This is a genomic window from Streptomyces sp. SudanB5_2050 (genome assembly GCF_964272335.1).
GTDB classification, from domain to species: Bacteria; Actinomycetota; Actinomycetes; order Streptomycetales; family Streptomycetaceae; genus Streptomyces; species Streptomyces rochei.
In genome coordinates this window covers 1,490,189-1,516,994 of the sequence record NZ_OZ186760.1, presented here as the reverse complement: position 1 = coordinate 1,516,994, position 26,806 = coordinate 1,490,189, and the positions used below count along the sequence as shown (strand labels likewise).

General features: G+C 75.2%; 19 protein-coding genes and 2 pseudogenes. 10 read left to right on the top strand and 11 right to left on the bottom strand.

Going from position 1 to position 26,806, the window contains the following annotated elements; translation table 11 throughout:
* Nucleotides 1-43: 43 nt before the first annotated feature.
* Together ACFZP7_RS06650 and ACFZP7_RS06645 are read right to left on the bottom strand one after the other, a co-directional pair.
* On the bottom strand, nucleotides 44-820 hold the full coding sequence (locus ACFZP7_RS06650) for a glycerophosphodiester phosphodiesterase (RefSeq protein WP_127442983.1): 777 nt from the start codon (nucleotides 818-820) through the stop codon (nucleotides 44-46).
* On the bottom strand, nucleotides 817-1,572 hold the full coding sequence (locus ACFZP7_RS06645) for a YitT family protein (RefSeq protein ID WP_374203492.1): 756 nt from the start codon (nucleotides 1,570-1,572) through the stop codon (nucleotides 817-819). Before ACFZP7_RS06645 ends, ACFZP7_RS06650 begins: the two co-directional genes overlap by 4 nt.
* 30 nt (nucleotides 1,573-1,602) lie before the next feature.
* Between ACFZP7_RS06645 and ACFZP7_RS06640 the strand changes: the two genes are divergently transcribed.
* Entirely contained in the window at nucleotides 1,603-3,102 is a 1,500-nt protein-coding gene (locus tag ACFZP7_RS06640; protein ID WP_031016451.1) for a PLP-dependent aminotransferase family protein, read from the top strand.
* Between the two features lie 139 nt (nucleotides 3,103-3,241).
* On the opposite strand, the gene ACFZP7_RS06635 is transcribed toward ACFZP7_RS06640, so the two are convergent.
* Both ACFZP7_RS06635 and ACFZP7_RS06630 read right to left on the bottom strand, forming a co-directional pair.
* Entirely contained in the window at nucleotides 3,242-5,104 is a 1,863-nt protein-coding gene (locus ACFZP7_RS06635) for a hypothetical protein (RefSeq protein WP_385634075.1), read from the bottom strand.
* Nucleotides 5,105-5,156: 52 nt separating this feature from the next.
* Nucleotides 5,157-5,351, bottom strand: a complete 195-nt coding sequence (locus tag ACFZP7_RS06630; protein WP_003977410.1) for a hypothetical protein — start codon at nucleotides 5,349-5,351, stop codon at nucleotides 5,157-5,159.
* A gap of 319 nt (nucleotides 5,352-5,670) precedes the next feature.
* Here ACFZP7_RS06630 and ACFZP7_RS06625 point away from each other — a divergent pair, with 319 nt between their 5' ends.
* The 5 genes and pseudogenes from ACFZP7_RS06625 to ACFZP7_RS06605 all read left to right on the top strand — a co-directional run bounded on the left by ACFZP7_RS06625 (nucleotide 5,671) and on the right by ACFZP7_RS06605 (nucleotide 11,340).
* Nucleotides 5,671-6,063 carry an ankyrin repeat domain-containing protein gene (locus ACFZP7_RS06625; RefSeq protein WP_019325012.1) on the top strand — a complete coding sequence of 131 codons (393 nt, stop codon included), beginning with the start codon at nucleotides 5,671-5,673 and terminating at the stop codon, nucleotides 6,061-6,063.
* 334 nt (nucleotides 6,064-6,397) lie between these two features.
* Nucleotides 6,398-7,815 (top strand): annotated as a pseudogene (locus tag ACFZP7_RS06620) (HEAT repeat domain-containing protein).
* Between the two features lie 363 nt (nucleotides 7,816-8,178).
* Nucleotides 8,179-9,305 (top strand): annotated as a pseudogene (locus ACFZP7_RS06615) (glycosyltransferase family 4 protein).
* Nucleotides 9,302-10,459, top strand: a complete 1,158-nt coding sequence (locus ACFZP7_RS06610; protein WP_385634074.1) for a glycosyltransferase — start codon at nucleotides 9,302-9,304, stop codon at nucleotides 10,457-10,459. Before ACFZP7_RS06615 ends, ACFZP7_RS06610 begins: the two are co-directional and overlap by 4 nt.
* Nucleotides 10,456-11,340 (top strand): SGNH/GDSL hydrolase family protein, encoded by an 885-nt coding sequence (locus ACFZP7_RS06605; protein ID WP_385634073.1) that lies wholly within the window; start codon nucleotides 10,456-10,458, stop codon nucleotides 11,338-11,340. The genes ACFZP7_RS06610 and ACFZP7_RS06605 overlap by 4 nt, the downstream gene beginning before the upstream one ends.
* A gap of 42 nt (nucleotides 11,341-11,382) precedes the next feature.
* On the opposite strand, the gene ACFZP7_RS06600 is transcribed toward ACFZP7_RS06605, so the two are convergent.
* The 5 genes from ACFZP7_RS06600 to ACFZP7_RS06580 all read right to left on the bottom strand — a co-directional run bounded on the left by ACFZP7_RS06600 (nucleotide 11,383) and on the right by ACFZP7_RS06580 (nucleotide 15,910).
* Nucleotides 11,383-12,252, bottom strand: a complete 870-nt coding sequence (locus ACFZP7_RS06600) for a biotin-dependent carboxyltransferase family protein (protein WP_019325007.1) — start codon at nucleotides 12,250-12,252, stop codon at nucleotides 11,383-11,385.
* On the bottom strand, nucleotides 12,249-12,875 hold the full coding sequence (locus ACFZP7_RS06595) for an allophanate hydrolase subunit 1 (protein ID WP_030973061.1): 627 nt from the start codon (nucleotides 12,873-12,875) through the stop codon (nucleotides 12,249-12,251). The genes ACFZP7_RS06600 and ACFZP7_RS06595 overlap by 4 nt, the downstream gene beginning before the upstream one ends.
* The gene (locus tag ACFZP7_RS06590) at nucleotides 12,872-13,630 is read right to left on the bottom strand and encodes a LamB/YcsF family protein (RefSeq protein ID WP_385634072.1); all 759 of its coding nucleotides are present in this window, start codon (nucleotides 13,628-13,630) and stop codon (nucleotides 12,872-12,874) included. The genes ACFZP7_RS06595 and ACFZP7_RS06590 overlap by 4 nt, the downstream gene beginning before the upstream one ends.
* Before the next feature lie 97 nt (nucleotides 13,631-13,727).
* Nucleotides 13,728-14,561: a putative hydro-lyase gene (locus ACFZP7_RS06585; RefSeq protein WP_385638362.1), complete on the bottom strand. Its 834-nt coding sequence runs from the start codon at nucleotides 14,559-14,561 to the stop codon at nucleotides 13,728-13,730.
* A 23-nt stretch (nucleotides 14,562-14,584) separates the two neighbouring features.
* Nucleotides 14,585-15,910 carry an MFS transporter gene (locus ACFZP7_RS06580; protein WP_030973056.1) on the bottom strand — a complete coding sequence of 442 codons (1,326 nt, stop codon included), beginning with the start codon at nucleotides 15,908-15,910 and terminating at the stop codon, nucleotides 14,585-14,587.
* A 172-nt stretch (nucleotides 15,911-16,082) separates the two neighbouring features.
* Between ACFZP7_RS06580 and ACFZP7_RS06575 the strand changes: the two genes are divergently transcribed.
* From ACFZP7_RS06575 to ACFZP7_RS06560, 4 genes are all read left to right on the top strand, one after another.
* The gene (locus ACFZP7_RS06575; protein ID WP_019325001.1) at nucleotides 16,083-16,778 is read left to right on the top strand and encodes a GntR family transcriptional regulator; all 696 of its coding nucleotides are present in this window, start codon (nucleotides 16,083-16,085) and stop codon (nucleotides 16,776-16,778) included.
* A gap of 368 nt (nucleotides 16,779-17,146) precedes the next feature.
* Nucleotides 17,147-18,673, top strand: a complete 1,527-nt coding sequence (locus ACFZP7_RS06570) for a membrane protein (RefSeq protein ID WP_031016422.1) — start codon at nucleotides 17,147-17,149, stop codon at nucleotides 18,671-18,673.
* A 94-nt stretch (nucleotides 18,674-18,767) separates the two neighbouring features.
* Entirely contained in the window at nucleotides 18,768-19,649 is an 882-nt protein-coding gene (locus ACFZP7_RS06565; RefSeq protein ID WP_046248592.1) for a hypothetical protein, read from the top strand.
* A 63-nt stretch (nucleotides 19,650-19,712) separates the two neighbouring features.
* Nucleotides 19,713-24,401 carry a hypothetical protein gene (locus tag ACFZP7_RS06560; protein ID WP_385634071.1) on the top strand — a complete coding sequence of 1,563 codons (4,689 nt, stop codon included), beginning with the start codon at nucleotides 19,713-19,715 and terminating at the stop codon, nucleotides 24,399-24,401.
* A gap of 55 nt (nucleotides 24,402-24,456) precedes the next feature.
* Here ACFZP7_RS06560 and ACFZP7_RS06555 read toward each other — a convergent pair whose 3' ends face one another.
* Together ACFZP7_RS06555 and solA are read right to left on the bottom strand one after the other, a co-directional pair.
* Nucleotides 24,457-25,587: an aromatic ring-hydroxylating dioxygenase subunit alpha gene (locus tag ACFZP7_RS06555; protein ID WP_031016418.1), complete on the bottom strand. Its 1,131-nt coding sequence runs from the start codon at nucleotides 25,585-25,587 to the stop codon at nucleotides 24,457-24,459.
* Complete coding sequence (gene solA, locus ACFZP7_RS06550) at nucleotides 25,584-26,753, bottom strand: N-methyl-L-tryptophan oxidase (RefSeq protein ID WP_385634070.1); 1,170 nt, start codon at nucleotides 26,751-26,753, stop codon at nucleotides 25,584-25,586. Before solA ends, ACFZP7_RS06555 begins: the two co-directional genes overlap by 4 nt.
* Nucleotides 26,754-26,806 lie beyond the last annotated feature (53 nt).

Genomic DNA, 26,806 nt, shown 5'->3' with positions numbered 1-26,806 from the left:
CTTCCCCGTGCCCGCGCACCGCCCCCGGGGACGGGCCGGGACCTCAGACCCAGACGCCCCGGTCCTCCATGACCTTGCGCAGTGTGTCGATGTGATCGGTCATGATGCCATCCACGCCCAGGTCCAGGAGCCGGTGCATGCGGCCGGGATCGTTCACCGTCCAGACGTGCACCTGGAGCCCGCGCGCGTGGGCCGCGCGGACGAAGCGGCGGTCCACGACCTGGATGCCCGACTGCGCCTCGGGCACCTGCGCGGCCACCGCCGAACGGCGCGGCGCCGCCGGCACGCCCCAGGACCGCAGCCGCAGGTTGAGCACGCCCCTGGTGCCGTACGAGGTGGCCAGACGCGGCCCGGCCAGGCGCTGGGCGCGCACCACACGCGCCTCGGAGAAGGAACCGACGCAGACCCGGTCCCAGGCGTCCGTCCGCCCGATCAGCTCCAGCAGGGGCGCCAGCGCGGGCTCCGCCTTCACGTCGACGTTCCAGCGCACGTCGGGGAAGGCCGCCAGCAGGTCCTCGAACAGCGGCACCGGCTCCCGGCCCGCCACCCGCGCGCGGCGCACCGTCTCCCACGTGAGGTCGGCGATCCGCCCGGCCCCGTCCGTCACCCGGTCCAGGGTCGCGTCGTGGAAGGCGACGAGCTTCCCGTCCCGGGTGGCGTGCACGTCGGTCTCGATGTAGCGGTAACCCGCCTCGACCGCGCGCCGGAACTGCCGCAGCGTGTTCTCCAGGCCGTCCGCCGCCCCGCCCCGGTGGGCGAAGGCGATCGGACCGGGATGGTCGAGGTAGGGGTGGCGCGGACGGGGTATCGGCGTGGTCACCGACGCAGTATCGCGCGCCGGGGTTGACCTGCGGCAACCACCGTGCTGCCGTCGGATGCCGCCGGGACGGCGAACACGCGCAGGAACACCTGGGCGAGCGGGCCGATCGACACGGCGTACAGGAGGGTGCCGACGCCGACCGTGCCGCCGAGGGCGAAACCCGTCACGACGACGGTGATCTCGACGGCCGTGCGCACCAGGCGCACCGACAGTCCCGTGCGCCGGTTCAGCCCGGTCATCAGTCCGTCGCGCGGACCGGGACCGAAACGCGCGGCGATGTACAGCCCGGTGGCCGCGCCGTTGAGGACGATCCCCGCCACCAGCACGGCGATCCGCAGCGTCCAGCCGTGGGCGTCGGGCACCACGGCCAGCGTCGCGTCCATCGCGGCGCCGATCACCAGCACGTTCGAGACCGTGCCGAGGCCCGGCCGCTGGCGCAGCGGGATCCACAGCAGCAGCACCAGAGCGCCCACGACGGTCAGCACCACGCCCATCGACAGACCCGTGCGTTCGGCGAGGCCCTGGTGCAGCACGTTCCACGGCTCCAGACCGAGCCCGGACCGGACGAGGAGCGCCGAACTGGCGCCGTAGAGCACCAGGCCGCCGTAGAGCTGGGTGAGCCGGCGGGCGAGGTGACCGGATGGGCCGGGTCGGCCGGGTCGACTGGGTCGGCTGGACAAGACGAGCCCCCCTGTGTGGTGGTAGTGGCCTGCTGCATGACACCCTGTGGCGTGAGAGGCAGGGTCAACCATGGCCAATTCCGGGAAGGTGGACTGATTTCCATGGCGCAGTGGACCTCGGCCGTGGGGGCCGGACAGCTCGCCCGGCTGCTCGGCTCCCAGCAGGACCGCCCCGCCGGGCCCGGCACCCGTCGCCCCCCGGCCTACCGGGCGCTCGCCGACGGCATCCGGCTGCTGGTCCTGGAGGGGCGCGTGCCGGTCGCCGCCAGGCTGCCCGCCGAGCGCGAGCTGGCCCTGGCGCTGACCGTCAGCCGCACCACCGTCGCCGCCGCGTACGAGGCGCTGCGCGCCGAAGGCTTCCTGGAGTCCCGGCGCGGCGCGGGCAGCTGGACGGCGGTGCCGGCCGGGAACCCGTTGCCGGCGCGCGGTCTCGAACCGCTGCCGCCCGAGGCCCTCGGTTCGATGATCGACCTCGGCTGCGCGGCCCTCCCCGCGCCCGAACCCTGGCTGACCCGCGCCGTGCAGGGCGCGCTGGAGGAGCTGCCCCCCTACGCGCACACCCACGGCGACTATCCGGCCGGTCTGCCGGCCCTGCGCGCGATGATCGCCGAGCGCTACACCGCGCGCGGCATCCCGACCATGCCCGAGCAGATCATGGTGACCACCGGGGCGATGGGCGCGATCGACGCCATCTGCCACCTCTTCGGCGGCCGCGGCGAGCGCATCGCCGTGGAGTCGCCCTCGTACGCCAACATCCTCCAGCTGATGCGCGAGGCGGGGGCCCGGCTGGTCCCGGTCGCGATGGCGGAGGGGCTCACCGGCTGGGACCTGGACCGCTGGCGCCAGGTGCTGCGGGACGCCGCGCCGCGCATCGCCTACGTCGTCGCCGACTTCCACAACCCCACCGGCGCGCTCGCCGACGACGACCAGCGGCGGCGGCTGGTGGACGCGGCCCGCTCGGCGGGGACGGTGCTGGTGGCCGACGAGACGATGAGCGAGCTGTGGCTGGACGACGAGGTCGAGATGCCGCGCCCGGTGTGCGCCTTCGACCCGGCCGGCTCCACGGTCGTCACCGTCGGCTCTGCCAGCAAGGCGTTCTGGGCCGGGATGCGCATCGGCTGGGTCCGGGCCGCGCCCGACGTGATCCGCAGCCTGGTCGCCGCGCGGGCCTACGCCGACCTGGGCACACCCGTGCTGGAGCAGCTGGCCGTGAACTGGCTGTTCAGCACCGGCGGCTGGGAGCAGGCCGTCCAGGTGCGGCGCGAGCAGGCCCGGCAGAACCGGGACGAGCTGGTGGCGGCGGTCCGCCGCGAGCTGCCCGACTGGGACTTCGAGGTGCCGCGCGGCGGGCTCACCCTCTGGGTGCGGACCGGCGGCCTCTCGGGCTCGCGGCTCGCCGAGGCGGGGGAGCGGGTCGGCGTGCGGGTCCCGTCCGGGCCGCGGTTCGGGGTCGACGGGGCCTTCGAGGGCTATGTCCGGCTCCCGTTCACCGTCGGCGGCGCGGTGGCCGAGGAGGCGGCGGTGCGCCTGGCCGCCGCGGCCCGGCTGGTGGAGAACGGCGGCGCCGGGGGCGGGGAGCCGCCGCGGACGTTCGTGGCCTAGCGGGGCACCTTCGGGGCCGTCCGGCCCCGGTGTCCGATACGGCCCCGGCGTCGGTCCGGCTCCGGCGTCCGGTACGGCGAAAAGCCCCGCCCGGGGTGCGGGCGGGGCTCGTGCGCGTGCGTCAGGCGGCCGGTGTCGGTCAGGAGGACTCCGCCGCGACCGCCTTGGCGGCGACCGTCTCGGGCGCGGCCGGTTCCGCCGCCGCGGCCGCCTCCCTCGGCGCCGCCTCCGCGGCGACCGCCACGGGCTCGGCGTCCGTCCGGCGCGTCTTCGGTGTGGGCTCGGCCGGCTCCTCCTCCTTCTCGGCGGAGGTCTTCTCGGCCGGCTTCTCCAGCTTCTCGAGCTTCTCCAACTTGTCGAGTTCGTCGAGCTTCTCGAGTTTGTCGAGTTTGTCGAGGTTCCCCAGTTCTTGAAGCTTCGACTCCATCTCCCTCTCCCTCACCGCCTCCGCCTCCGCCTCCACCGGCACCGGTGCCCGTTCGCCGTCCGCCGGTGTGGTGCGCGGCGGGAGCAGGTCCAGTACCGCCTGGCGGTGGGCCTCGCTCGTCGCGTCGTCGTAAGGATCCGGGGTGGCCGGGACCTGGAGGCGGTGCACGGGGCCGGTGCCCAGGCGGGCGTAGCCCCGGCCCGGCGGGACCTGGTCGACGGGCGTGGTGCGCGGCGGAGCCCCGAGCGCGGCCGTCAGTTCGTCGGCCGTCGCGGGGCCGAGCACGACACGCGCGCGGGTGTGCTGCCGTACCGCGTCGCCGAGGCCGTCCAGGGCGTCCAGCTGCTCGGCGACGACCACCGTCACGCTCGCGGCACGGCCGTGCCGCAGCGGGACCTGGAGCAGGGACTGCGGGTCCCTGCGCCCGTCGGCGGCGGCCAGGTGGGAGAAGGCGCCGGGGCGGTCCAGGAAGATCCACAGCGGCCGCCTGGCGTCCTCGGGCGGGGCCTCGCCCTCCTGCCGGGCGCGGTTGACGGCGATCAGCCTGCGCTCCGTCTCGGCGGCGGCCCATTCCAGGCTGGTCAGGGCCCCGGTGAGGCCGCACTCGACGGCCAGCACGCCGTCCCGGCCGACCAGGCAGGCGTACTCGCCGGTGCCGCCGCCGTCGACGATCAGCAGGTCGCCGTGGTGCAGCGCCTGGAGCGCGATTGACCGCAGCAGGGTGGACGTGCCGGTGCCGGGCTGCCCGAGGACGAGGAGGTGGGGTTCCGTGGAGCGGACGCCGGTGCGCCAGACGACCGGCGGCACGTCGCGCTTCTCCTCGCCGTGGGTGAGCGGGAGGGTGCGTTGGACGCCGGTGGGGTCGGTGAAGCCGAGGACGGTCTCGCCGGGCGCCGTCACGAAGCGCTGCGCGGCGATGTCGGTGGGCAGCGCCGCGAGCACGTCCACGGTGAGGTGGTTGGCCTCCTCGTTCCACGTGAAGCGGTACTCCCGGCCCCGGCCCGCCTTGGCCGTGAGCAGGTGCTCGATGCGGGTCCGGGCCTCCGCCTCCCCGTCGGTGAAGTGCGCGGGGTAGCGGATCACCAGATGGGCGAAGCGGCCGGCGTCGTCGAAGTCGTAGGCCGGGAACGCCCTCTCCCACGCGCCGCCGTGGGCGTACAGGGGGTCGGGGTCCTCGGCGAGCGAGAAGTACGGGACCAGCGCCTCGTAGAGGGACCGCAGACGCTGGGACTGCGAGTCGTCGGGGCCTTCCGGCGCGGGCGGGGTGCGGTCCCGGCCCTGCCAGGCCGCCGCCGCCATCAGGACGACGGCGGCGAGCAGCGGACCGTACGGCACGAGCGCCACGACCAGGACCACCGAGGCCGCCAGGAAGAGCAGCGCGCCGCGCCGGTCCTTGGGGGTCTCGGACCACCTGCGCCGCGCGGCCGCGGCCAGTCGGCGCAGGCCGCGGGCGATGGTGATCAGCGGCTGGAGGACGTCGGTGGCGCTGTCGGCCGCCGTCCGGGCCAGCTCCCGGCTCCGGGCGAGCTGTGCGCCGCCGTTGCTCAGAATGCGGGGGAGGGGCCGCCGGGCCACTGCTGCCTCCTGGAAGTGCGTGCGTGCGGATGTCGGGCGGTGCGTGGGGGCCTCAGAACTTGATTCCGCCGAGCAGGCCCGCCAGGCTCTCGCCGCCCGCCTTGATGCTCGGGGCGATGGCCGTGGACGCGAGGTAGAAGCCGAACAGGACCGCTACCAGCGCGTGCGAGGCCTTGAGGCCGTCCTTGCGGAAGAAGATGAAGACGACGATGCCGAGCAGGACCACGCCTGAGATCGAGAGGATCATGTGAGTTCTCCTGGTTCGCGGGGACAGTCACCATGAGTACTTCCAGGCTCACAGGATGTATCCGTACGATAAAAGGTGCAAATGGGGGAATTTCGGCGAAGTTGCCCCGGGCGGGGTAGGCGTGACTGGGCCGGTTGAGCAGTGCGGTTGCGCGCTGCCGGTTCCTTGCCGATCTTTACCTCCGGCACTTCGGCCCGGGTGCCGCGACAGCCAGTACCCTGGCGATTCACTCGTACGGCCGCTCCGCTCGCGGCCGTGCGCACCCGCAGTCCCCAACGCGCGCGCTGCGCGACGTTCGTAGTGAGAGGTGGTCCGGCCGATGACTGAAGCCCCCGACCCCGAGGTCGTGGAGCTGGCGACCAAGATCTTCGATCTGGCCCGGCAGGGGCGGACGGAGGAGCTGGTGGCCTATGTGGACGCCGGTGTCCCGGCCAACCTCACCAACGACCGCGGGGACTCCCTCGTCATGCTCGCCGCCTACCACGGCCACGCCGACGCGGTGCGCGCCCTGCTGGCGCGTGGCGCCGAGCCGGACCGCGTCAACGACCGGGGTCAGACGCCACTCGCCGGGGCCGCCTTCAAGGGTGAGACGGAAGTGACGAAGGCGCTCCTGGAGGCCGGCGCGGACCCGTCCGCGGGCACTCCGTCCGCCGTCGACACGGCGCGGATGTTCGCCCGGACGGAGCTGCTGGAGCTGTTCGGCGCCCAGTGACCGGAGGCGGGGACGGGGCTGACCGGCGCCCGCTCCGCCCATTCTGACCAGGCAGAACACGGAAAACGGGGGAGGCGGTACAGGGCCGCCGAAATTTCGGTCGCGGCAGATGTGACCGCCGGGCCATCATGACGACGTGGTTCACGGACGTGATGGCTGGGCAGGTGTTGCCGCACCGCGCGGGCCGTGACACGGCCCGCAGGGGCCACCGACGAGAGGCAGAGGAACATGGTCTTCAGCAAGCAAGAGACGGCGGGCGCTTCGACGTGTTGGCGCACGGCCAGGTAACGCGTGCTCCCCGGTTGCGTCGACGCTTGATGTGAGGCTGTTTCCCATGTTCGATCCGGTCATAGCGCCCAGCGGTACGCTGCTCGGCCTGCTTCAGCGGGGTCGCGGCGACGGCACGCTGCACGCGCTCACCGCTCCGCGCGCCGAAGCGCTCGCGGCCCTGAACCACTGCGTGGTCCACGACCCCCGGCACGACTGGCAGGTCGAGAACCGCTCCCTCTACTACGCCCGCCTCTATCTCGACCTGAACGGTGAGCTGGACGCCGTCGAGGCCCATCTCTTCGACCCCGAGGACGTCCTGGACTCCGACGAGTCGCGCACCGGGCTGGCCCTCGCCGTCCTCGGTCACCTCGCCTCCTACGGCAGGCTGGACGCGCTCCACCTGCTGCGCCGGTACGCCGCCCACGGCGTCAACTGGGCGTGGGCGCTGGACGAACTGGCGCTGCGCGACGACGACGCCGGGCTGCGCTCGCTCGCCCTGCCCGTCCTGGCCCGCTTCCCGCGCGACGCCGAGGGCGACGCCGAGCTGGCCGCCGCCGTGCGGGACGCCTTCGAACCCCGGCCCTGGCGCCTGTGGGCCGACGATCCGCGTGAATCGGTCGCCGCGCGTGTGCGGGCCGCCCAGGAGGCGGGCAGTTTCGACCGATGGCAGCGGCAGCTGAGTTCCAGCGGGCCGCGTCCGGGGTGGAGCGTGCGGGCCGTGCTCGACTGGGCCGACCAGGGCGTCGAGCGCGGCGTGGCCCTCCATGTGCCCGCCGCTCGCTGCCTCACGGCCGTGGCGGGCCCCGAGGACCGGCCCGAGATCGTCGAGGCGGCCCGGTCGGGCGGCGAGGGCGCCCGCTGCACGGCCCTGCGCCATCTCGCCGACGGCAATGATCCGGAGGCCCTCGACCTGATCGAGGCCGCGGTGGCCACCGGCTCGACGGCGGTCGTGGAGGGCGCGGTCTCCGCCTTCGAGCGCATGCGCAGCCTCGCCGCCGTCGACCGGGCGCGCGGCTGGGTCCACCGGCCCGACGCGCTGGGCGCCGCCGCCGGACGCGTGCTGGCCTGCCGGGCGGGGCGCGCGACCGTGACCTGGTCCTCGGCGCCCTGCGGGAGGCGATCCGCGGCGAGGGCCCGGACGCGCCGACCCTGTGGACCCTCGTCGACGGCGCCGGACGCCTCGGCATCGCCTGCGCGGCCCCGGTGCTGCGCCACATCTACCGCGAGACCGCCTCCTCCCACCTGCGCGGCCGTGCCGCCCGGGCGCTGGCCGCGACCGACCCCTCCTTCGCCGCCGGCTTCGCCATCGAATGCCTCTGGGACTGTGAGGAGACCACCCGCGAAGTGGCCGCCCGCCACGCCGAGACCGGTGACAACCGCGTCGTCGAGAGGCTGCGCAGACTGGCCGCCGATCCGGCCGAGGAGGACGAGGTCCAAACCGCCGTACGCAGCCGCTTCGGCCCGGACGCGCCCGCGGTGTGAGCGGTTCGCGAGGGCCGCGCGCGGGGCACCACCGCCCCCGCCGCACGGGCCTCGTGGGCGCACGGCGGGGGTGGCGGTGGCCCGGTGCGTGAGCGGGACGGACGCCGACGGCCCCGGTCGTTGCGCCGAGCACGCCGGTCGATGTCCGGGCGCCCGGCCCGAAGCCGGACGCCGGCCGTCCCGTGCGGTCGGCCGTCCCGTGTGAACGACGGATGGCCCGTCTGAACGACGGATGGCCCGTCGGCACGGCGGATGTGGCCTGAGTCCGACTCGCGGGGTGGGCGGGGCAACGCTCACGGGACGTTCCTCGCCCCGAAAGATCGACGTTGACGCGAGCACGTCCAGCACGGCGACAACACCCGTATGCGTGTCGTCATCGTGACCGAATCCTTTCCCCCCGATGTGAACGGCGTGGCCCACTGCACGCTCCAGACCGCCCGGCACCTCGTCGACCGCGGTCACGACTGCGTGGTCGTCGCTCCGGCCACCGCACCCGGCAACGGCCCGGACACCTCCGCGCCGTGCCCCCTCGTCCGGATCCCCTCCCTCCCGCTCCCCGGGTACCCCCAGGTCCGCGTCGCCCTCCCCAGCCGGCGCCTGGCGGCCGCGATCGCCGGACACCGCGCCGACATCGTCCACCTGGCCAGCCCGTTCGTCCTCGGCGTGCGGGGCATGGCCGCCGCCGCCCGGCTGGGCGTCCCCGCGGTGGCCGTCTACCAGACCGACCTCGCCGGATACGCCCGTACCTACATGGGGGCGGGGGAGGCGGCGGCCTGGCGGCGCATCCGCTCCGTGCACGGTGCCGCCGACCTCACCCTCGCGCCGTCGAGCGCGGCCCTGCGCGACCTCGAGGCGCACGGCGTGCCCCGGGTGGCCCGGTGGCCGCGCGGGGTGGACACCGACCGCTTCCGGCCCGACCGGCGCGACGAGGCGCTGCGCCGCGAACTCGCCCCGAACGGCGAGCTGATCGTCGGCTACGTCGGCCGGCTCGCTCCCGAGAAGCGGGTGGAGCTGCTGTCCGGGGTCTGCGGGCTGGACGGCGTGCGCGTGGTGGTCGTCGGGGACGGGCCCAGCCGGCCGGCCTGGAGCAGGCACTGCCGGGCGCGGTCTTCCTGGGCCGCCGTACCGGTGACGCACTCGCCCGCGTCTTCGCCTCCCTGGACGTCTTCGCGCACACCGGCCCCTTCGAGACGTTCTGCCAGACGGTGCAGGAGGCCATGGCGAGCGGCGTCCCCGTCGTCGCCCCCGCCGCGGGCGGCCCCCTCGACCTGGTCGCCCACGGCCGCACCGGGATGCTGGTGCCGCCCCACGACGCCGCCGCCGTACGGGGCGCGGTCCGGTCGCTGGCCGAGGACCCCGCGCTGCGGGCCGCCTACGGCGCCGCCGGGCGGGCGGCCGTCGAGGGCCGCACCTGGGCGGCCGTGGGCGACCGGCTGATCGGGCACTACACGGACGTCCTCGCCTCACGGAAGGCGGTGCTCGCGGCATGAACGCGCTGCGGATCGTCCGGCTCGCCAACTTCGTCGCCCCCGCGTCCGGCGGCCTGCGCACCGCGCTGCGCGAGCTGGGCAAGGGCTACCGGGCCGCCGGCCACCACCCCGTCCTCGTCGTTCCCGGTGAGCGGGCCGACGACCGGGAGACCGAGCAGGGGAGGGTGATCACCCTCCCCGGGCCTCTGCTCCCGGGCACCGGCGGCTACCGCGTGCTGACCGACAAGCGGCGCGTGGCCGCCCTGCTAGAGGACCTGGCCCCCGACCGCCTGGAGGTCTCGGACCGCACCACGCTGCGCTGGACCGGCAAGTGGGCCCGCCGGGCCAGGGTCCCCGCCGTGATGGTCTCGCACGAGACCGCCGACGGGGTGCTGCGCACCTGGGGCCTGCCCGAGCGGACGGCACGGCGCACCGCCGACGCCCTGAACATCCGTACCGCGCACACCTACGCGCGGGTGGTGTGCACGACGGAGTTCGCCGAGCGGGAGTTCGTCCGCGTCGGAGCCCGCAACGTCGTACGAGCCCCGCTCGGCGTCGACCTGACCGGACGCCACCCCGGCCTGCGTGATCCGGGGCTGCGCGCCGGCTACGCACGCGGGGACGAGACCCTGCTGGTGATGTGCTCGCGGCTCTCCGTGGAGAAGCGGCCGGGCACGGCGCTCGACGCGCTGGCGGCGCTGCGGCGGCGAGGGGCGCGCCCGGTGCTGGTGGTGGCCGGGGACGGGCCGTTGCGCGCGCGGCTGGAGCAGCGGGCGCGGGAGCAGGGGCTGCCGGTGACCTTCCTCGGACACGTCGCCGACCGCGGTCTGCTCGCAGCGCTCCAGGCGTCCGCCGACGTGTGCCTGGCGCCCGGACCGGCCGAGACCTTCGGACTGGCCGCGCTGGAGGCGATGGCGTGCGGGACGCCCGTGGTGGCGAGCGCGTCGTCGGCGCTGCCGGAGGTCATCGGCTCCGCCGGGGCCGTCGCCGCCGACCACGGGGAGGCGTTCGCCGACGCGGTGGCCCGGCTGCTGGAGCGCGGGGAGCGGGACCGGCGGGAGGCGGCACGCGCGCGTGCGGAGTGCTTCGGCTGGGACACGGCGGTCAGGGCGTTCCTGGACGCGCACGACGCGGCGGTGCCCACCCGGCCCGTGCTGCCGGAGGCCGTGTCATGAGACGCGTCCGGTTCGTGGCGCTCGGTGACTCGCTGACCGAGGGGGTCGGCGATCCGGTCGGGAGCGGGAGCGGGAGCCGCACCGGGGTCCGGGTCGGGGGCCGGTGGCGCGGATGGGCCGCGCTGCTGGCCGCCGGGCTGGCCGAGGAGCCCGTGGAGTTCACCAACCTCGCCGTCAGCGGGGCGCAGACCTCCGACGTGGCCGCGCGTCAGCTCCCCGCGGGGCTCGCCCTGCGCCCCGACGTCGTCTCCGTCGTCGTCGGCGTCAACGACACCCTGCGCGGCACCTTCGACGTGGGGGAGGTCGCCGCCCGCCTCGACACGGTGTACTCCGCGTTCACCGGGCAGGGGGCGCTGCTGCTCACCGCCTGTCTGCCGGACCCCGGGACGATGCTCGGGCTGCCGGGCGTGCTGGCCCGGCCGCTGGCCAGGCGGCAGCGGGCGGTCAACGCGGTGGTGCACGCCCTCTCCGAGCGGTACGGGGCCGTGCACCTGCACGCGTGCGAGGGCGAGTGGGTCACCGACCGGGTGATGTGGAGCGCGGACCGGCTGCACCCCGGCGAAGGGGGCCACCGGCAGCTCGCGCTGCGCTTCCACGCCCTGCTCGCCGAGCGCGGCGCCGCCACGGGGCCCGCGCCCTCACCCGACCACGGGTCCCCGGCCCCCACCGGACCGGCGAGCCTGTGGTGGCTGGCCACCGCCGGTACGGGCTGGGTGGCCCGGCGCTGCGTCGACCTGCTGCCCCAGCTCCTGACCCTGGCCGCCGACGAGCTGCGCCACCGCGCGCGCGGCACGAGCACCCGCCTCGACCTGCGCGCGTCCGCCGCGGTCGCCGCCGCCCTCGCCGCCCTGTCGGCGACGGAACGGCCCGAGGCGGCGTGACGACCGGCGCGGGTGTGCCGCCCGGTCCGCCCGCGCCGTCGGTCAGCGTCTGCGTACCGCCGTGAAGCGCACCGGTGTTCCGGGCGCCGCCTGTGCCGCAGCCGGCAGGTCGGCGGCGCGGACGACGCCGATCACCGGGTAGCCGCCCGTCGTCGGGTGGTCGGCCAGGAACACCACCGGCCCGCCCTCGGGCGGCACCTGCACCGCGCCCAGCACCATGCCCTCGCTGGGCAGCTCCCCGGTGCGGGAGCGGGGCAGGGCGGGGCCGTCCAGGCGCAGCCCGATGCGGTTGCTCGCGGACGACACCCGGTAGGGCAGGGTCGTGAACACCCGCAGCGCCTCGGGAGTGAACCAGTCGGCGCGCGGGCCCGGTGTCACCCGCAGGACCAGCTCGGCCGCGGGCGCCGGCTGCGGGGCGACGTCCACGCGTGCGGGCGGCTCGCCCGGCCGCCCCAGCGGCAGTACCGTGCCGTCCGCCAGCGGAGGCGGACCCAGCCCCGAGAGCAGGTCGGTGGAGCGGCTGCCGAGGACCGGTTCGACGAGGACGCCGCCCGAGACGCCGACGTAGGCGCGCACGCCGGCCTCGGCGGCCCCGACGTCCAGCAGCGCCCCGGCCGGCACGTCGACCGGCGCACCCCAGGGCACCGGCCGGCCGTCCACCGTCACCCGGCAGGGGGCGCCGCCGACCGCCACCGTCACCGGGCACCGCGGGCGCAGCGCGCACCCGGTCAGCGTGGTCTCCAGGACGGCCGCGCCCGGCGGATTGCCGACCAGCCGGTTGACCAGCGCCGCCGCCGGAGCGTCGAGCGCCCCGGAGCGGGGCACCCCCACGTGCGCGTGACCGGGCCGGCCCCGGTCCTGCACGGTCGTCAGGGCGCCGGCCCGGACGACGGCGAGCGCCCGGTCGGTCATGGGTCCCCCCGGTGCCCGCGGGGAACGAACCGCACACGCGTGCCGGGCGACAGCAGCGCCGCCGGGACGCGCGTGTGGTCCCACAGCACCGCCTCCGTCGTGCCGATCAGCTGCCAGCCGCCCGGCGACGAACGCGGGTACACCCCGGTGTACGGGCCCGCCAGCGCCACCGAACCGGCCGGGACGGCCGTGCGCGGAGCGGCCCGCCGGGGGACGTCGTACCGCGCGGGCAGACCGGTCAGGTAGCCGAAGCCGGGCGCGAAGCCGCAGAAGGCGACCCGGAACTCGGTCCCCGCGTGGATGCGCGCCACCTCCCGCTCCGCGACCCCCCAGTGCGCGGCCACGTCGGCGAGGTCCGGACCGTCGTAGCGGACCGGGATCTCGACGACGTCCCCGGTGCGCGGGGGAGCGGCGGGCACCTCGGCGGCGGTCAGTTCGCGGGCCACCCCGGCCGGGTCGGCGAGACCGTCGAGGAGGACGGTACGGGCCGCCGGGACGATCTCCCGGGCCGCGAGCGAACCCTCCGCGCGGCGCCGCAGCAACTCCGCCCGCAGCGCCTCCGCCTCGTCGCCCGAGGCGACCTCGACGAGCAGGGCGTCGTCACCGACCCGCAGGACGTTCACGCGAAGGCCCCCACCCGCACACCGGACGCCTCCAGCCGCCGCCGGACGCGCCGCGCCAGTTCCACCGCGCCGGGCGTGTCACCGTGCACGCACAGGGAACGCGCGCGGACCTCGACCCGCGTCCCCGAGCGGGCGACGACCGCGCCGGAGACGGCCAGCGCCACCGAGCGCTCCACCACGGCGTCCGGGTCGGCCACCACCGCGCCGTCCTGACCGCGCGGGACGAGCGTGCCCTCGTCCGTGTACGCGCGGTCGGCGAACGCCTCCGCGACGACCGGCAGCCCGGCACGGCCGGCCAGCTCCAGCAGGCGCGAGCCGGGCAGCCCCAGCACGGGCAGCGCGCCGCCCGCCAGCAGCACCCCGTCGACCACCGCCGCCGCCTGCGCCTCGTCGCGCACCACCCGGTGGTAGAGGGCCCCGTGCGGCTTGACGTACGCCACGCGCGTGCCCGCGGCCCGGGCGAAGACGTCCAGGGCGCCGATCTGGTAGGCCACCTCGGCCGCCAGCTCGGCGGACGGCACGTCCATGGCGCGCCGTCCGAAGCCCGCCAGGTCCCGGTAGGAGACCTGGGCGCCGACCGTCACGCCCCGCGCGACGGCCAGCTCGCACACCCGCCGCATGGTGGCCGGGTCCCCGGCGTGGAAGCCGCACGCCACGTTGGCGCTGGTGACGGCCGAGAGCAGGCCCTCGTCGTCGGTGAGCCGCCAGCGGCCGAAGCCCTCGCCGAGATCGGCGTTGAGGTCGATCGAGGTCATGTCTCCAGTGTCTCCGCTCCGCGCCCCGCCTCGGGGTCTCCGGGCCTTCGGACCATCCGGGCCGGGGGATTATCCGGTCCTTCACACCGCCCGGTCCTCACACCACCCGGTACTGCTCGTCCCGGGCATCGGTGAGGAACATCTGCCCCGGTGCGTGGGTGAGGGCGAAGGGCGGGCGCGACGCCATCACCGCGGCCTGCGGGGTCACGCCGCAGGCCCAGAAGACCGGGATGTCGCCCGGCTGGGCCTGCACCGGATCGCCGAAGTCCGGCCGGCCCAGGTCGCCGATGCCGAGCGCCGACGGATCGCCGCAGTGCACCGGGCTGCCGTGCACCGCCGGGAGCAGACCGGTCTCGCGGATCGCCGCGTCCAGGTGCGCGGGCGGCACCGGACGCATCGACACGACCATCGGCCCGCGCAGCCGCCCCGCCGGACGGCACTGCCGGCTGGTGACGAACATCGGCACGTTGCGGCCCTGTTCGACATGGCGGATCGGGACGCCCGCCGCGGACAGCGCCCACTCGAAGGTGAAGCTGCACCCGATCAGGAACGACACCAGGTCGTCCCGCCAGTGCGCCCGTACGTCCGTCGGCTCCTCCACCAACTCACCGTCCCGCCACACCCGGTAGCGCGGCAGATCGGTGCGCAGGTCGGCGCCGTCGGCGAGCGCGGTGGTCCACGACCCGGCGTCCGTGACGTCGAGCACGGGGCAGGGCTGCGGATTGCGGGTGCAGAAGAGCAGCATGTCGTACGCCCAGTCGGCGGGCACCGCGATCAGGTTGGCCTGGGTGTGGCCGGCCGCCACCCCGGCCGTGGGGCCGGTCAGCCCCTGCCGGAAGCGGGAGCGGGCCGTCCTGGGGCTCCACGCGTGCGCCTGCTCGTCGACGAGGACGACGGGTCGGTCCGCGGCCACGGGGGCCACGGGGGCCACCGGGGCCACGGGGTGCGAGTGCTTCACGTCAGTTCCCTTCCACGCGTCTCGGGCAGCCCCAGCAGAGCCAGCGCCGCGATGCCGTAGCCGAGGGCGCCGAACACCAGCGCGCCGCCCACGCCCCAGCCGTCGGCCAGGAAGCCGACCGTCGTCGGGAAGACGGCGCCCACGGCGCGACCGGTGTTGTAGGTGAATCCCTGGCCCGCGCCCCGCACCGCCGTCGGGTACAGCTCGCTCAGGTACGAGCCGAAGCCGCTGAAGATGGCCGACATGCAGAAGCCGAGCGGGAAACCGAGCACCAGGAGCAGGGTGTCGGCCCCGCTCGGGATGTTCGCGTACGCCACGATGCAGCAGGCCGACAGCAGGGCGAAGAGCCAGATGTTGCGCCTGCGGCCCAGCCGGTCGGTGAGATAGCCGCCGGTCAGGTACCCGATGAAGGCGCCGGAGATCAGGAACGTCAGATAGCCGCCGGTGCCCACCACCGACAGGTCGCGCTCGTCCTTGAGGTACGTCGGCACCCAGGTGGCGAGGGTGTAGTAGCCGCCCTGGACACCGGTGGACAGCAGGCTCGCGAAGAGCGTCACGCGCAGCAGGCCCGGCGCGGACGCGGTGCCCGGCCGGAAGATCGCCGCGAACGAGCCCTTGCCCGCGCCCTGTCGGCGGACCTCGGTGGCCTTCGGCGCGTCGTGGACGCTGCGCCGCACCCAGACCACGAGCAGCGCGGGCAGCGCGCCGGTCCAGAACATCACGCGCCAGGCCAGGTCGTCGTCGACCAGCGAGAACACCAGGGTGTAGACGAGCACCGCGAGCGCCCACCCCACGGCCCAGGAACTCTGGATCGCGCCGAGCGTGCGCCCCCGGTGCCGGGCGCTCGCGTACTCGGCGACCAGGATCGCGCCGACCGCCCACTCACCGCCGAAGCCGAGGCCCTGGAGGGCGCGGAAGACCAGCAGCGTCTCGTAGTTGGGCGCGAAGCCGCAGGCCACCGTGAACACTGCGTACGTGATGACGGTGAGCAGCAGCGCCTTGACCCGGCCGACGCGGTCGGCCAGGACGCCCGCGAGGGCGCCGCCGACGGCGGAGACGACCAGCGTGACGGTCGTGAGCAGGCCCGTCCGGCCGCTGTCCAGGCCGAAGTAGGCGGACAGGGCGACCATGGTGAGCGGCAGCGTGAAGTAGTCGTAGGAGTCGAGCGCGTAGCCGCCGAACGCGCCGCCGAAGGCCCGGCGGCCCCGCGGGCCGAGGGCGCGCAGCCAGCCGAACGGGCCGTCTTCCGAGGGCGGTCGGCCGGTACCCGCGGTGGTCGCGGCGGCGGACACGGCCGGTGGGGGAGGAGGGGGTGTGCTCATGGGGCACCTCACAGGGGGAGGACGGAGGGTGCTTGGAGACTGAGCGGGTCGGTGCGGCGGCGCCGTGAGGGAGCGGGCGCCGTACGGCACTTGAGGGCACCGTAGAGGATCGTTCAACGATCCCTCAATACCCCTGTTGTTTCGTTCTGGCATCTGCGATTGAATTCCGGGCATGGCAGAGCAGTTGACGGGACTGGCGGACGATCGCGCCCTCCTCGGACGGACCAGCACCGCGGAGCGGGTCTCGGACATCCTCAGGAGCCGCATCGCCGAGGGGTACTTCCCGCCCGGGACCCGGTTGTCCGAGGACAGCATCGGCGGCGCGCTCGGGGTCTCCCGCAACACCCTGCGCGAGTCGTTCCGGCTGCTCACGCACGAACGCCTGCTGGTCCACGAGCTGAACCGGGGCGTCTTCGTCCGGGTCCTGACCGTCGAGGACGTCGAGGACATCTACCGCACCCGCTCCCTCGTCGAGTGCGCCGTCGTCCGGGGCCTCGGGGAGCCCCCGTACGCGCTGGACGGGCTCGCCGAGGCCGTCGAGGACGGTCGCCGGTCGGCCGGCGAAGGTGACTGGAAAAGCGTGGGTACGGCCAACATCCACTTCCACCGGGAGCTGGTGGCCCTCGCCGGCAGCGAACGCACCGACGAACTCATGCGCAGCGTCTTCGCCGAACTGCGGCTCGCCTTCCACGTGGTGGACGACCCGCGGCGCCTGCACGAGCCCTACATCGCGCGCAACGCGGAGATCCTCGACACCCTGCGCGCCGGCGAGCGCGAGACGGCCGCCCGGCTGCTCGCCGTCTACCTCGACGACTCCCTGAAGCGGGTCGTGGAGGTCTATCTGCGGCGGGTGGGGGACGAGGCGTAGCCCCTGGCGCCGGTAACGGCCGTCCACCGGGCTTCCGTCCGCCGGACCCGCATGTCCAGCGGGCCTCCGTCCGCCGGGCCTCCGTCCGCCGGACTGCCTGTCCAGCGGGCTTCCGCCCGCCGGACCGCCGGTCCAACGGGCCTCCGTCCGCCGGACCGCCGGTCCAACGGGCCTCCGTCCGCCGCTCCGCTCGTCCACCGGGCCTCCGACTGCCGGGTCGTCGTCTGCCGGGGACCGGCCGTCCGCCCGGTCCCCGGCCGCCGGGAGGGCTCTCTCTCGCCGGGCGCCAGCCGGGGCGGGGCCTGTCGCGTCGGGGCGCATCTGCGCCGTTTGGGTCGTTGTCGGACCGAGGACCTAGTCTGTGCACCGTGACTTCGCCTGCATCGACGGACAGCGTTCCGCCCCAGCTCAGCGCGGGGCCGCGCCCCGCCCCGGGCCCGGCCGCCGACGAGGGGCTGGCGCGGCGGCTGCGCGCGCTCGCCTGCACCGCGCCGCTGCACGACCTCGATGCGCGCAAGGCCAACCTCGCGGGTGAGTACTCGGTGTACGGCATGGCGGAGGTCGCCCTCGCCGCCATCGACCTCGTCACGCTCAACATGGACTTCGACACCGGCGCCGACCACGACCAGATCGTCGCCCGGCTCGTCCCGCGGGTGGCCGCACAGGCCCCGGCGCGGCCCGCCGCCGAGCACGAGCGGGTGGCCCGCTGGGTCCTGGAGAACCTGATCAACGTCGGCAGCGTCGACCGCGGTTTCCGCGCGGTCTACGGCACGTTCGGGCCGGACGGCACCTATGTGCGCCGTGACTACGACTTCAAGCTGCTGGAGGAGGTCCCCGGCCCCGGCGGCACCGTCTATCTGCGCACCACCGACGAGGCGGTCAACGTCCTCGTCGGCGCCCTGGACACCGACGTCACCAGCGCCCAGATCGCCGCCGAGGTCAAGCTGGAGGTGCTGATCAGCCGCGGCCGGCTCGCCGACGCCCAGCTCGCCGCCGAGCAGGCCCGGTACCGGACCGTGCAGTACTCGGAGACCCTCCGCAAGGCCCTGGACGCCACCCGGCGCAACGTCCGGGCGGTCGACTGGCTCACCGCCGTCCCCGACATGATCGCCGAGGCCCTGGAGCACGTCGCCGACCGGTACCGGCACGAGAACGCGATCCTCACCAACATCCGCAAGGCCCGGGACGAGTCCGAGGAGCCCGAGCACAAGCGCCGCGCGGCCGAGCTGGTCGACATCGTCAAGGACTGCATCCGCCGCCACACCCAGCTCCAGTCCCGCCTCCTGGAGGCCGGCCCGCTCTTCCGCGCCGAGCAGGACCGGCAGGCCTTCGGCACCCCCCTGACGACCTCCGGCCTGGACCTGTACGGCCACCTCGTCGCCCCCGTCCTGCCGCTCCCCCTGGAGCAGGGGCTCCGCGTCACCGACGCCTTCTTCGCCCGCGGCACCGGGCTGCGCACGCCCGTCTCCGTCCGGGTCGGCGACCTCGTCGACATACTCCTGACCCCGCCCGTGGAACGGGAGCACCTCGGCGCCGAGATGCCCGAGCCCGATCTGATCGCCACCCCGGACGACAGCCGCTTCAGCGAGGAGCAGCTCGCCGCCGCCATGGAGCTGCTCGACCTGCCGCACGACGCCCCGCGGCGGCTCTCCGGGCTGCTGGCCGACGCCCGCGCCCAGGACCCCGACCTGCCCTACCTGGTCGCCCTGCTCGCCGTCCACGCCGCCAGCCCGCCGGTCGGCACCGCCTACCGACAGGGCGAGCCCAAGCTGCTGTTCGCCGTGGACGACGGCACCGAGCTGGACGACCCGGAGTTCGGCGGCGCCGACCTCATCGTCGGCACGGCTCTGCTGGACGCCGCCGGAATGGCCGCCGACCGCACGGAGGCGGCATGAGAACCCGCCGGCGGCACCAATGCCCCGGGCAGCCCCAAGCCCCTGAGCCACACCAGCACCAGCACCAGCACCAGCACAGCGAGGAGACCCGACCGTGACCGAGCACGTCGACGCGAGCGAACCGGAGGCGGACGCCACACCGGCCACCGCGGCCGTCACGCCCGCCGACGCCGCCGACGCGGCGCGGCTCGTCGCCTTCGGCCTCCAGCCCAAGCTGCTCCCCGCCCGCGACCAGGAGTACGCCGACCTGCTGCGCCGCTACCGCGAGGACCCGCCCTTCGCCCGCCTCGCCGACGCCGTGGCCGCCGGCCTCGGACTGGTCGTCCTGGAGGTGTCCCCGCGCGCGGGCATGGCCGTCACCGCGGCCGAGGACTCGGTGTTCGCCGTCCGGATGGGCGACTACGCGCGCCGCGCCGCCACCGACTCCGGCGACCGCTTCCTGCACGGCCTCGCCCACCTCGCCGTGGCCGCCATGGCGTACCCGCGGCCCGAGGACCTCGCCGACGACGGCTACATCGGCCGGGTCACGGTCAACGGAGTGGACGCCTTCGTCCGCCAGGCCTGCCGGCGCCTGGAGGAGCGGGCGGAGGAGCAGGGCGAGAACACCGACCCGGCCACCGACGCGCCCGGTCTGGAGGCCGCCTGGCGGATCTGGGCCAGACGCAGCTCCACCGGCGCCACCAAGGACGCCCGCAGACTGCCCGGCTCCACCACCGGCATCGTCGGCAAGGCCGCCGCCTTCCTCACCGAGTCCGGCTTCCTCCAGCGCACCGGCGACGACAACGGCGGCACGTACCGCACCACGGCCCGCTACCAGCTCCAGGTGCGCGACATGGCGGGCAGCGCCGCCATGGCCGAGCTGCTGGACCTGGGCATCGTCCCCGTCACCGACGGCACGGCGACGCTGCTGCCCGCCGACGAGACCGACGACCTGGAGCTGGTGGCCGACGCCGGCCTGCCGTTCCACGGCTCCTGACCACCCACCCGCCGCCGAACGCCGCCCGCTTCCCGACTACCCGAAGACTTACGAGAGTCCGCCATGTACGAGCTGTCCCGGGTCCGCCTCTACTCCATCGGACCCGCCGGTGCGCGCTACGCCGACACCGTGCTTGACCTGCGCGGTGTGGGCGAGCCCGTGCCCGCCCCCGCGCCCACGCAGGCGGAGTTCTTCGAGGAGGAGCCCGTCGGTCCGCCCCGCCGGCCGGCACCCGCCGGCGTGCTGTTCCTGGAGAACGGCGGCGGCAAGTCCGTACTGCTCAAGCTGATCTTCTCGGTGATGCTGCCGGGCCACCGCAACACCCTGGGCGGCGCCAGCTCCGGCGTGCTGCGCAAGTTCCTGCTCGCCGACGACTGCGGTCATGTGGCGCTGGAGTGGCAGCACGTGCAGACCGGCGAGTGCGTGGTCGTCGGCAAGGTCAGCGAGTGGCGTGGGCGCCAGGTCTCCAACGACCCGCGGAAGTTCGCCGAGGCGTGGTACTCCTTCCGGCCCGGCCCCGGACTGACCCTGGACAACCTGCCGGTCGCCGAGGCCACCGCGGTCCGCCCGCCCGTCGAGGGCGTCTCCGGTGCCCAGGGCCGACGGCGCACCATGAAGGGCTTCCGGGACGCCATCACCGAGGCCGGGAAGGCGTACCCGCACCTGGAGGTGCACTGGGAGGAGATCCACGACCGCTGGATCGAGCACCTCGGCGACCTCGGCCTCGACCCCGAACTCTTCCGCTACCAGCGCGAGATGAACGCCGACGAGGGCGAGGCGGCCGGCCTCTTCGCGGTCAAGAAGGACTCCGACTTCACCGACCTCCTGCTGCGCGCCGTCACCGACACCCGTGACACCGACGGGCTCGCCGACCTGGTCGGCGGCTTCGGCAACAAACTGGGCCGCCGCGCCGAGCTGATCGCCGAACGCGACTTCACCGCCGGGTCCGTCGACCTCCTCGGCCGGATCGTCGAGGCCACCGAAGCCCGTGCCCGCGCCCGCGACATCCACACCGCCGCCGAACGCCGGACCAGGACCCTGGCCCGCCGGCTCTCCGCGCGCGGCGCCCAGGAGCGGGTCCGGGCGGGCGACCTCGCCCAGCGGGTCACCGCCGCCGCCTACGCCGTCACCCACGCCGAGTCCGCCCGGGACCGCAGCGCCCTCATCGCCGCCGAACTCGCCTACCGGCACGCCTCGTTGGCACTGACCGCCGCGGAGAAGTCCGCCGCGGCGCAGAAGCGCGAACTCGCCGACGCCCGCACCCTGCACTCCGCCTGGCAGGCCGCCGAGGCCGTCCTGCGCCACCGGGCCGCCGCCGACCGCGTCGCCCGGGTGTCCGCCGCCATCCAGGAAGCCGAGCGGGACGCCGCACCGGCCCTCGCCGCCCGCTCCCAGGCTGCCGTCGACCTCGTCCGCGCGCTGCACGCGGCGGCCGGCCGGGCCGAGCGGCACGCCAACGAAGAGGAGGAGCGGTCCGCCGCCCTCCAGGAGGTCAGCGACGCCGCCCACCGGGACTCCACCACCGCCGCGACCGAGGCGCAGCGCGCCCGCAGCGAGGCCGGGCACCTGCGCCAGCGCCTGACCGAGGTCGAGCAGGAGACCGCCGAGGCCGTCCGCGCCGGCTGGCTCGACGACAGCGCACCCGACGCCGACCCGGCGCGGGCCGCCCTCGCCGCCAGCGACGCCGAGAAGACGACCGTCGAGGCGTGGGACACCGCCCGGGAGGCGGCACGCCGCGCCACGGAGCACGCACGCGAGGCCGCCGCGGCCGAGAGCCGCGCGGAACTGACCGCCGCCCGCGCGGCCGACGCCGCCACCGCCGCCCGCCGCGCCCACGAGGCCGAACGCGGCACCGCCGAAGCACTGGCGGCCGAGGAACGCCTCGCGGAACTCCTGGGCCTGGCCGCCGCGCACCGCCCCGGCATCCCGCAGCCCCGCCGGGACGGGGACGGCGCAGACCCGGCCGCCCCCCACCGTGCGGGCGACGGCGCACTGACCGCCGAGGAGCTGGACCGCTTCGCCGACGAACTGCGCGAACTGCTCGACGACACCGTCCACTCGGCCGAGCGCCAGCTGTTCGACCTGCGCACCGCGGCGGCCGACGACTCCCGCATCCTCGGCGCACTCGGCGACGGCGGGCTGCTGCCCCCGGGCCCGGACGTGCTGGCCACGGTGGAGTTCCTGGGCGAGCACGGCATCCCCGCCCTGCCCGGCTGGCGCTACCTCGCCCAGGCCGTCGACCCCGCCGACCACGCCCGGGTGCTGGCCGCCCGGCCCGAGCTGGTCGACGGCGTGATCATCACCGATCCCGACTCGCACTCCCGCGCCCGCGAGGTCCTCGGCGACGCGGCCCTGCTGCCGCGGTCCGCCGTCGCCGTCGGCACGGCCGCCGCCCTGCTCGCGCCCACCCCCGCCCCCGACTCCGGCACCGGCACCGGCGACGTATTCCTCGTACCGCCGAACCCGGCCATGCACGACGAGCACGCCGCCGACGAGGAACGGCAGGCGCTGCGCGCGCGGGCCATGGAGCGGGACGAGGAGATCCGGGCGCTCGCCGCCCGGCTCGGCAAGGACCGGGAGCTGGCGGCCCGCCTCGCCTCCTGGCGCGCCGGCTGCCCCGCCGGACGCCTCGCCGAGCTGGCCCGGACCGCGGAGGAGGCCCAGGCGTTCGCCGAGGAGACCGAGGCCGAGCTGACCGAGGCCCGTACCGCGCGGGCCGAGGCCGAGGAGAGCGCCGCCGAGGCCGTACGGGTGCGCGACGAGCGGCAGGAGGCCGCGCAGAAGGCCCGCAGGGCCGCCGACGCCCTGGCGGGACTCGCCTTCCGGCTGCGCGAGCGCGCGGGCTGGCAGGCCAGGCTCCGCGAGCTGGCCGACGAGGGCGCCGAGGCCGAGGCGCGCGCCCAGGCGTGCCTCGAGCGCGCCCGCGCCGCCGACGAGGACCGCCGGGCCGCCCAGCGGGCCGCCGACGACGCCCGCCGCACCGCCCGAGCGCTGCGCGCCGAGCGCTCCGAGATCGCCGGCGCCCCCGACGACGTCCTGGACGACGTGACGGGAGAGGCGCCCGAGGACGGCGCGGACGCGCCGAGGGCGAAGGCGTCCCTGCCGGATCTCCGCGAGGCCTACCGGGCCGCCTCCCAGGTGTACGAGAAGGTCGGCGTCGGCGCCGACCTGCGCGCCGAACAGGCCCGCGCGGAGAGCGACGAGAGCGCCGCCCGCGCAGAACTGGACCGGCTCAGCAACAAGGTCCGCACCCGCGCCGCCCAGCTGCTGGAGTCGCCCGACGGTTCCGACGGTCCCTCCCGGCAGGCCGCCGCCGCCCGCGCGGAGGAACTGGTCCAGCTCCTGGAGACCCGCATGTCGAGCGCGAGCGAACAGCTCGGCCGGCTGCGCGGCGAGGCCGAGCGCCACGCCCCCGAGGATGGCGACGCCCACACCGAACTCCCCGGGGAACTCGTCCCGCGCGACGCCGAGCACGCCCAGACCCTGCTGCGCACGGCGACCGCCGAACTCGCCTCCCGCACCGAGGCGCTGGCCGAGGCGCGCGAGGCGCACGCCGGTCTCCTCGACGCCCACCGTGCCGCCGAGGACGCCGCCGGCGGCTTCGACGAGATCGCCGCCATGCTGCGCGACCTGATGCGCGAGCACCCGACCGAGGAGGAACGGGAGGAGCCGGAGCCCTACGCGGACACCCTGGAGGAGGCCCGCCGGTCCGCCGCTGAGGCCCGCCGTTCGCTGCGCGGCTGCGCCGCCGACCTCTCCGCCGCCGAGGCCGCCGTCCGCGAGGCGAGCGACGTGCTCGTCCGCCACGCCAACTCCACCCGGTACGAGCAGGTCCGCACCCCCGCCCGCCAGCAGATCCGCGAGCTGCCCGCCTCCGCGCTGCCCGAGCACGCGGCCAAGTGGGCCCAGGCCTTCGCGCCCCGGCTCCGCGTCCTGACCGACGAGCTGGCCCAGCTGGAGCGCAACCGCGACTCGATCGTGGACCGGCTGCGCGGCCTGGTGGAGTCGGCCCTCGCCACCCTCCGTTCCGCCCAGCGGCTGTCCCGGCTGCCGGAAGGGCTCGGCGAGTGGTCCGGGCAGGAGTTCCTGCGCATCCGCTTCGAGGAACCCGACCAGGCCACCCTCACCGAGCGCCTCGGCGAGGTCGTCGACGAGGCCACCCGGGCGGCCGTCAAGAAGAACTCCGACCTGCGCCGCGACGGGATGTCCCTGCTGCTGCGCGGTGTCGCCGCCGCCCTGCAGCCCAAAGGCGTCGCCGTCGAGATCCTCAAGCCGGACGCCGTCCTGCGCGCCGAGCGGGTGCCCGTCGGCCAGATGGGCGACGTCTTCTCCGGCGGCCAGCTGCTCACCGCGGCCATCGCCCTGTACTGCACGATGGCCGCGCTGCGCAGCAACGACCGGGGCCGCGACCGGCACCGGCACGCCGGCACCCTCTTCCTCGACAACCCCATCGGCCGGGCCAACGCCACCTATCTGCTGGAGCTCCAGCGGGCCGTCTCCGACGCGCTCGGCGTCCAGCTGCTGTACACCACCGGTCTGTTCGACACCACCGCGCTGGCCGAGTTCCCGCTGGTCATCAGGTTGCGCAACGACGCCGACCTCAGGGCGGGCCTGAAGTACATCAGCGTGGAGGAGCACCTGCGGCCGGGGCTGCCCCAGCCGGCCCCCGCCGGTGACGGCGAGGGCGAGACGGTCCACAGCGAGATCACGGCGACGCGCATGTTCCGGCGTCCCGCGCAGTCGCCGGCCTAGGCCCTGACGCCGCGAGGCCCGCCCTCCGGGCGGACGACGGGAGTGTGACGAGGACCTAGGCGAGGCCGTCCCCGAGCCGACCGAGCAGCCACTCGTGGAAGGTCCCGATGTGGTGCTCGGTCGGCACCAGCACGCCGCCCGCGCGGTAGGCCCGGGACGCCATGGCCGGCTGGGTCCGCTCACAGGCCGCGAAGTCCTGGACGTTGACCCGGTGGAACAGCTCGACCGACTTCGACAGGTCGGCCCCCGACGCCACGACCTCCGGCGCGTACAGCCAGTCGCACTCGACCACCGTGCGGTCCTCGGCCATCGGGAACATGCGGTGCAGGATCACGTGGTCCGGTACGAGATTGACGAAGACGGTCGGCCGCACGGTGACGGCGTAGTAGCGGCGGTCCTGGCCGTCCGACACCTCGGGCAGCCTGCCGAAGCCCTCGCTGCCGTCGACCGTGAAGCCCCGCACGCCCTCGCCGAACTCGGCACCGTGGCCCACGTAGTACTGGGCGGCGTACCCGTCGGTGAACTCGGGCAGCACGTCGGTGAGTTCCGGGTGGATCGTCGCGCAGTGGTAGCACTCCATGAAGTTCTCGACGATCAGCTTCCAGTTGGCCCGTACGTCGTACGTCTCGCGCCGGCCCAGCGCCAGCCGCTCCGTCCCGTACCGCTCGATCGCGGCCGGATCGCCGAGCCGTTCGACGGCCGCGCCCCGCACCGTCTCCTCGAAGGAGGGCGGCTCGTCGGCCAGGCACACCCAGGCATAGCCGAGCCACTCCCGCAGGGCGACCTCGACCAGCCCGTAGGCGGCCCGGTCGACGTCGGGCATCTTCGACAGACCGGGCGCGGCGACCAGCCGGCCGTCCAGGTCGTACGTCCAGGCGTGGTACGGGCACTGGAGGGCGCGGCGCACCTCCCCGGACTCCTCCAGGCACAGCCGGGCGCCGCGGTGGCGGCAGATGTTGAGGAAGGCGCGCAGGGCGCCGGTGCGGGTCCGCGTGACGATCACGTTCTCGCCGCCGACCTGGACGGTGCGGAAGGCGCCGGGCCGTTCCAGGTCGGCGCCGCGCACGGCGCAGAACCACATCGCCTCGAAGACGTCCCGCTGTTCCCGCCGGAAGACCTCCGGGTCGGTGTAGTAGCGGCCCGGGAGGGTCCGGACGAGGCTGGAGGGCAGGGGAGTGGTCGTCATGCGTGTGCTCCTCCGGTCGGCGCGGCGGTGAGGCGGGTGGGGTCGAAGAGACCGATGGGGTGCGCGGTGGTGCCGGTCAGGGCCAGATCGGCCAGGATCTCGCCCACGACGGGCACGAACTTGAAACCATGTCCGGAGAAGCCGCAGGCCACGGTGACCGATCCGGGGTGCGCCGGGTGCCGCGCGATGACGAAGTGCTCGTCCGCCGTGGTGGTGTACATGCAGGTCGCGGCCTTGAGGAAGGTACCGGGCAGGTCCGGGATGCGGGTGGACATGTGGTCCGCCATCGCCGTGACCTCGTCGTCGTGCACGGTGCGGTCGATGGTCTCCGGGGTGGTGGGGCGCCCCTTGCGGAAGAAGGCGACCTTCGCGCCGCCGCCGGGGCCGTCGATGGCCGGGAAGCCGTAGACCTGGACGCCGGTCGCGTCCTCCCAGACGTAGATCGGCTGGCGGTCCGGGAGAAAGGGGTCGACGCCGTTCCGCGGCCGGAACCAGTACATGACCTGGCGTTCGACCGTGAAGGGCACCGCCAGGTCGGTGAGCAGCCGGGGTGCCCACGCGCCCGGGCAGATCACCAACTGCCCGGCGGTGTAGGTGTGGTCGGCGGTGTGCACCCGAACGCCGTCCCGGTACGGCTCCCACCGTGTCACCGGTTCCTCGAAGTGCAGGTCGGCGCCCTGCCGGGTGGCGAGCTGGAGATGGGCGGCGACCGTGTTCTCCGGGCGCAGCAGCCCGGCCCGGGCCTCGTACAGCGCGACCTCGTCGTCCGCCGGGGCGAGCGTGGGGAAGCGGCGGCGGATCTCCCGGGCGTCCAGGATCTCGTGCGGCAGGTCCCAGGCGCGGGCCGAGCGCAGCGAACCGGAGACCGTCCACGAGTCGGGCCGGCCGACCATGACGCCGCCGCACAGCAGTGCGATGTCCCGGCCGGTGGCCCGCTCCAGGTCCTCGTACAGCTCGTAGGCGCGCAGGAGCAGGGGCACGTACGCCGGGTCCTCGAAGTAGGACTGCCGGGTGATCCGGGAACCGCCGTGGCTGGAGCCGCGGTCGTGCACCGGACCGAACTTCTCCAGGCCGAGCACGCGGGCGCCCCGCGCGCTCAGGTGGTGCGCGGCGGCGCTGCCCATGCCGCCGAGGCCGATGACGATCACGTCGTGGGTCGGGGACAACGCGGGGTCCTCCTAGCGTTCTGGTGTCCGGGTCGCCGGCGTCCTGCCAGGCC

Bases quoted from the DNA above. Each gene is read 5' to 3' on its own strand.
- ACFZP7_RS06590 (WP_385634072.1), bottom strand. From the start codon at position 13,630: ATGACCTCGATCGACCTCAACGCCGATCTCGGCGAGGGCTTCGGCCGC.
- ACFZP7_RS06560 (WP_385634071.1), top strand. From the start codon at position 19,713: ATGTACGAGCTGTCCCGGGTCCGCCTCTACTCCATCGGACCCGCCGGT.
- ACFZP7_RS06605 (WP_385634073.1), top strand. From the start codon at position 10,456: ATGAGACGCGTCCGGTTCGTGGCGCTCGGTGACTCGCTGACCGAGGGG.
- ACFZP7_RS06625 (WP_019325012.1), top strand. From the start codon at position 5,671: ATGACTGAAGCCCCCGACCCCGAGGTCGTGGAGCTGGCGACCAAGATC.
- ACFZP7_RS06645 (WP_374203492.1), bottom strand. From the start codon at position 1,572: ATGGTTGACCCTGCCTCTCACGCCACAGGGTGTCATGCAGCAGGCCAC.
- ACFZP7_RS06630 (WP_003977410.1), bottom strand. From the start codon at position 5,351: ATGATCCTCTCGATCTCAGGCGTGGTCCTGCTCGGCATCGTCGTCTTC.
- ACFZP7_RS06610 (WP_385634074.1), top strand. From the start codon at position 9,302: ATGAACGCGCTGCGGATCGTCCGGCTCGCCAACTTCGTCGCCCCCGCG.
- ACFZP7_RS06600 (WP_019325007.1), bottom strand. From the start codon at position 12,252: ATGACCGACCGGGCGCTCGCCGTCGTCCGGGCCGGCGCCCTGACGACC.
- ACFZP7_RS06555 (WP_031016418.1), bottom strand. From the start codon at position 25,587: ATGACGACCACTCCCCTGCCCTCCAGCCTCGTCCGGACCCTCCCGGGC.
- ACFZP7_RS06575 (WP_019325001.1), top strand. From the start codon at position 16,083: ATGGCAGAGCAGTTGACGGGACTGGCGGACGATCGCGCCCTCCTCGGA.
- ACFZP7_RS06640 (WP_031016451.1), top strand. From the start codon at position 1,603: ATGGCGCAGTGGACCTCGGCCGTGGGGGCCGGACAGCTCGCCCGGCTG.
- ACFZP7_RS06580 (WP_030973056.1), bottom strand. From the start codon at position 15,910: ATGAGCACACCCCCTCCTCCCCCACCGGCCGTGTCCGCCGCCGCGACC.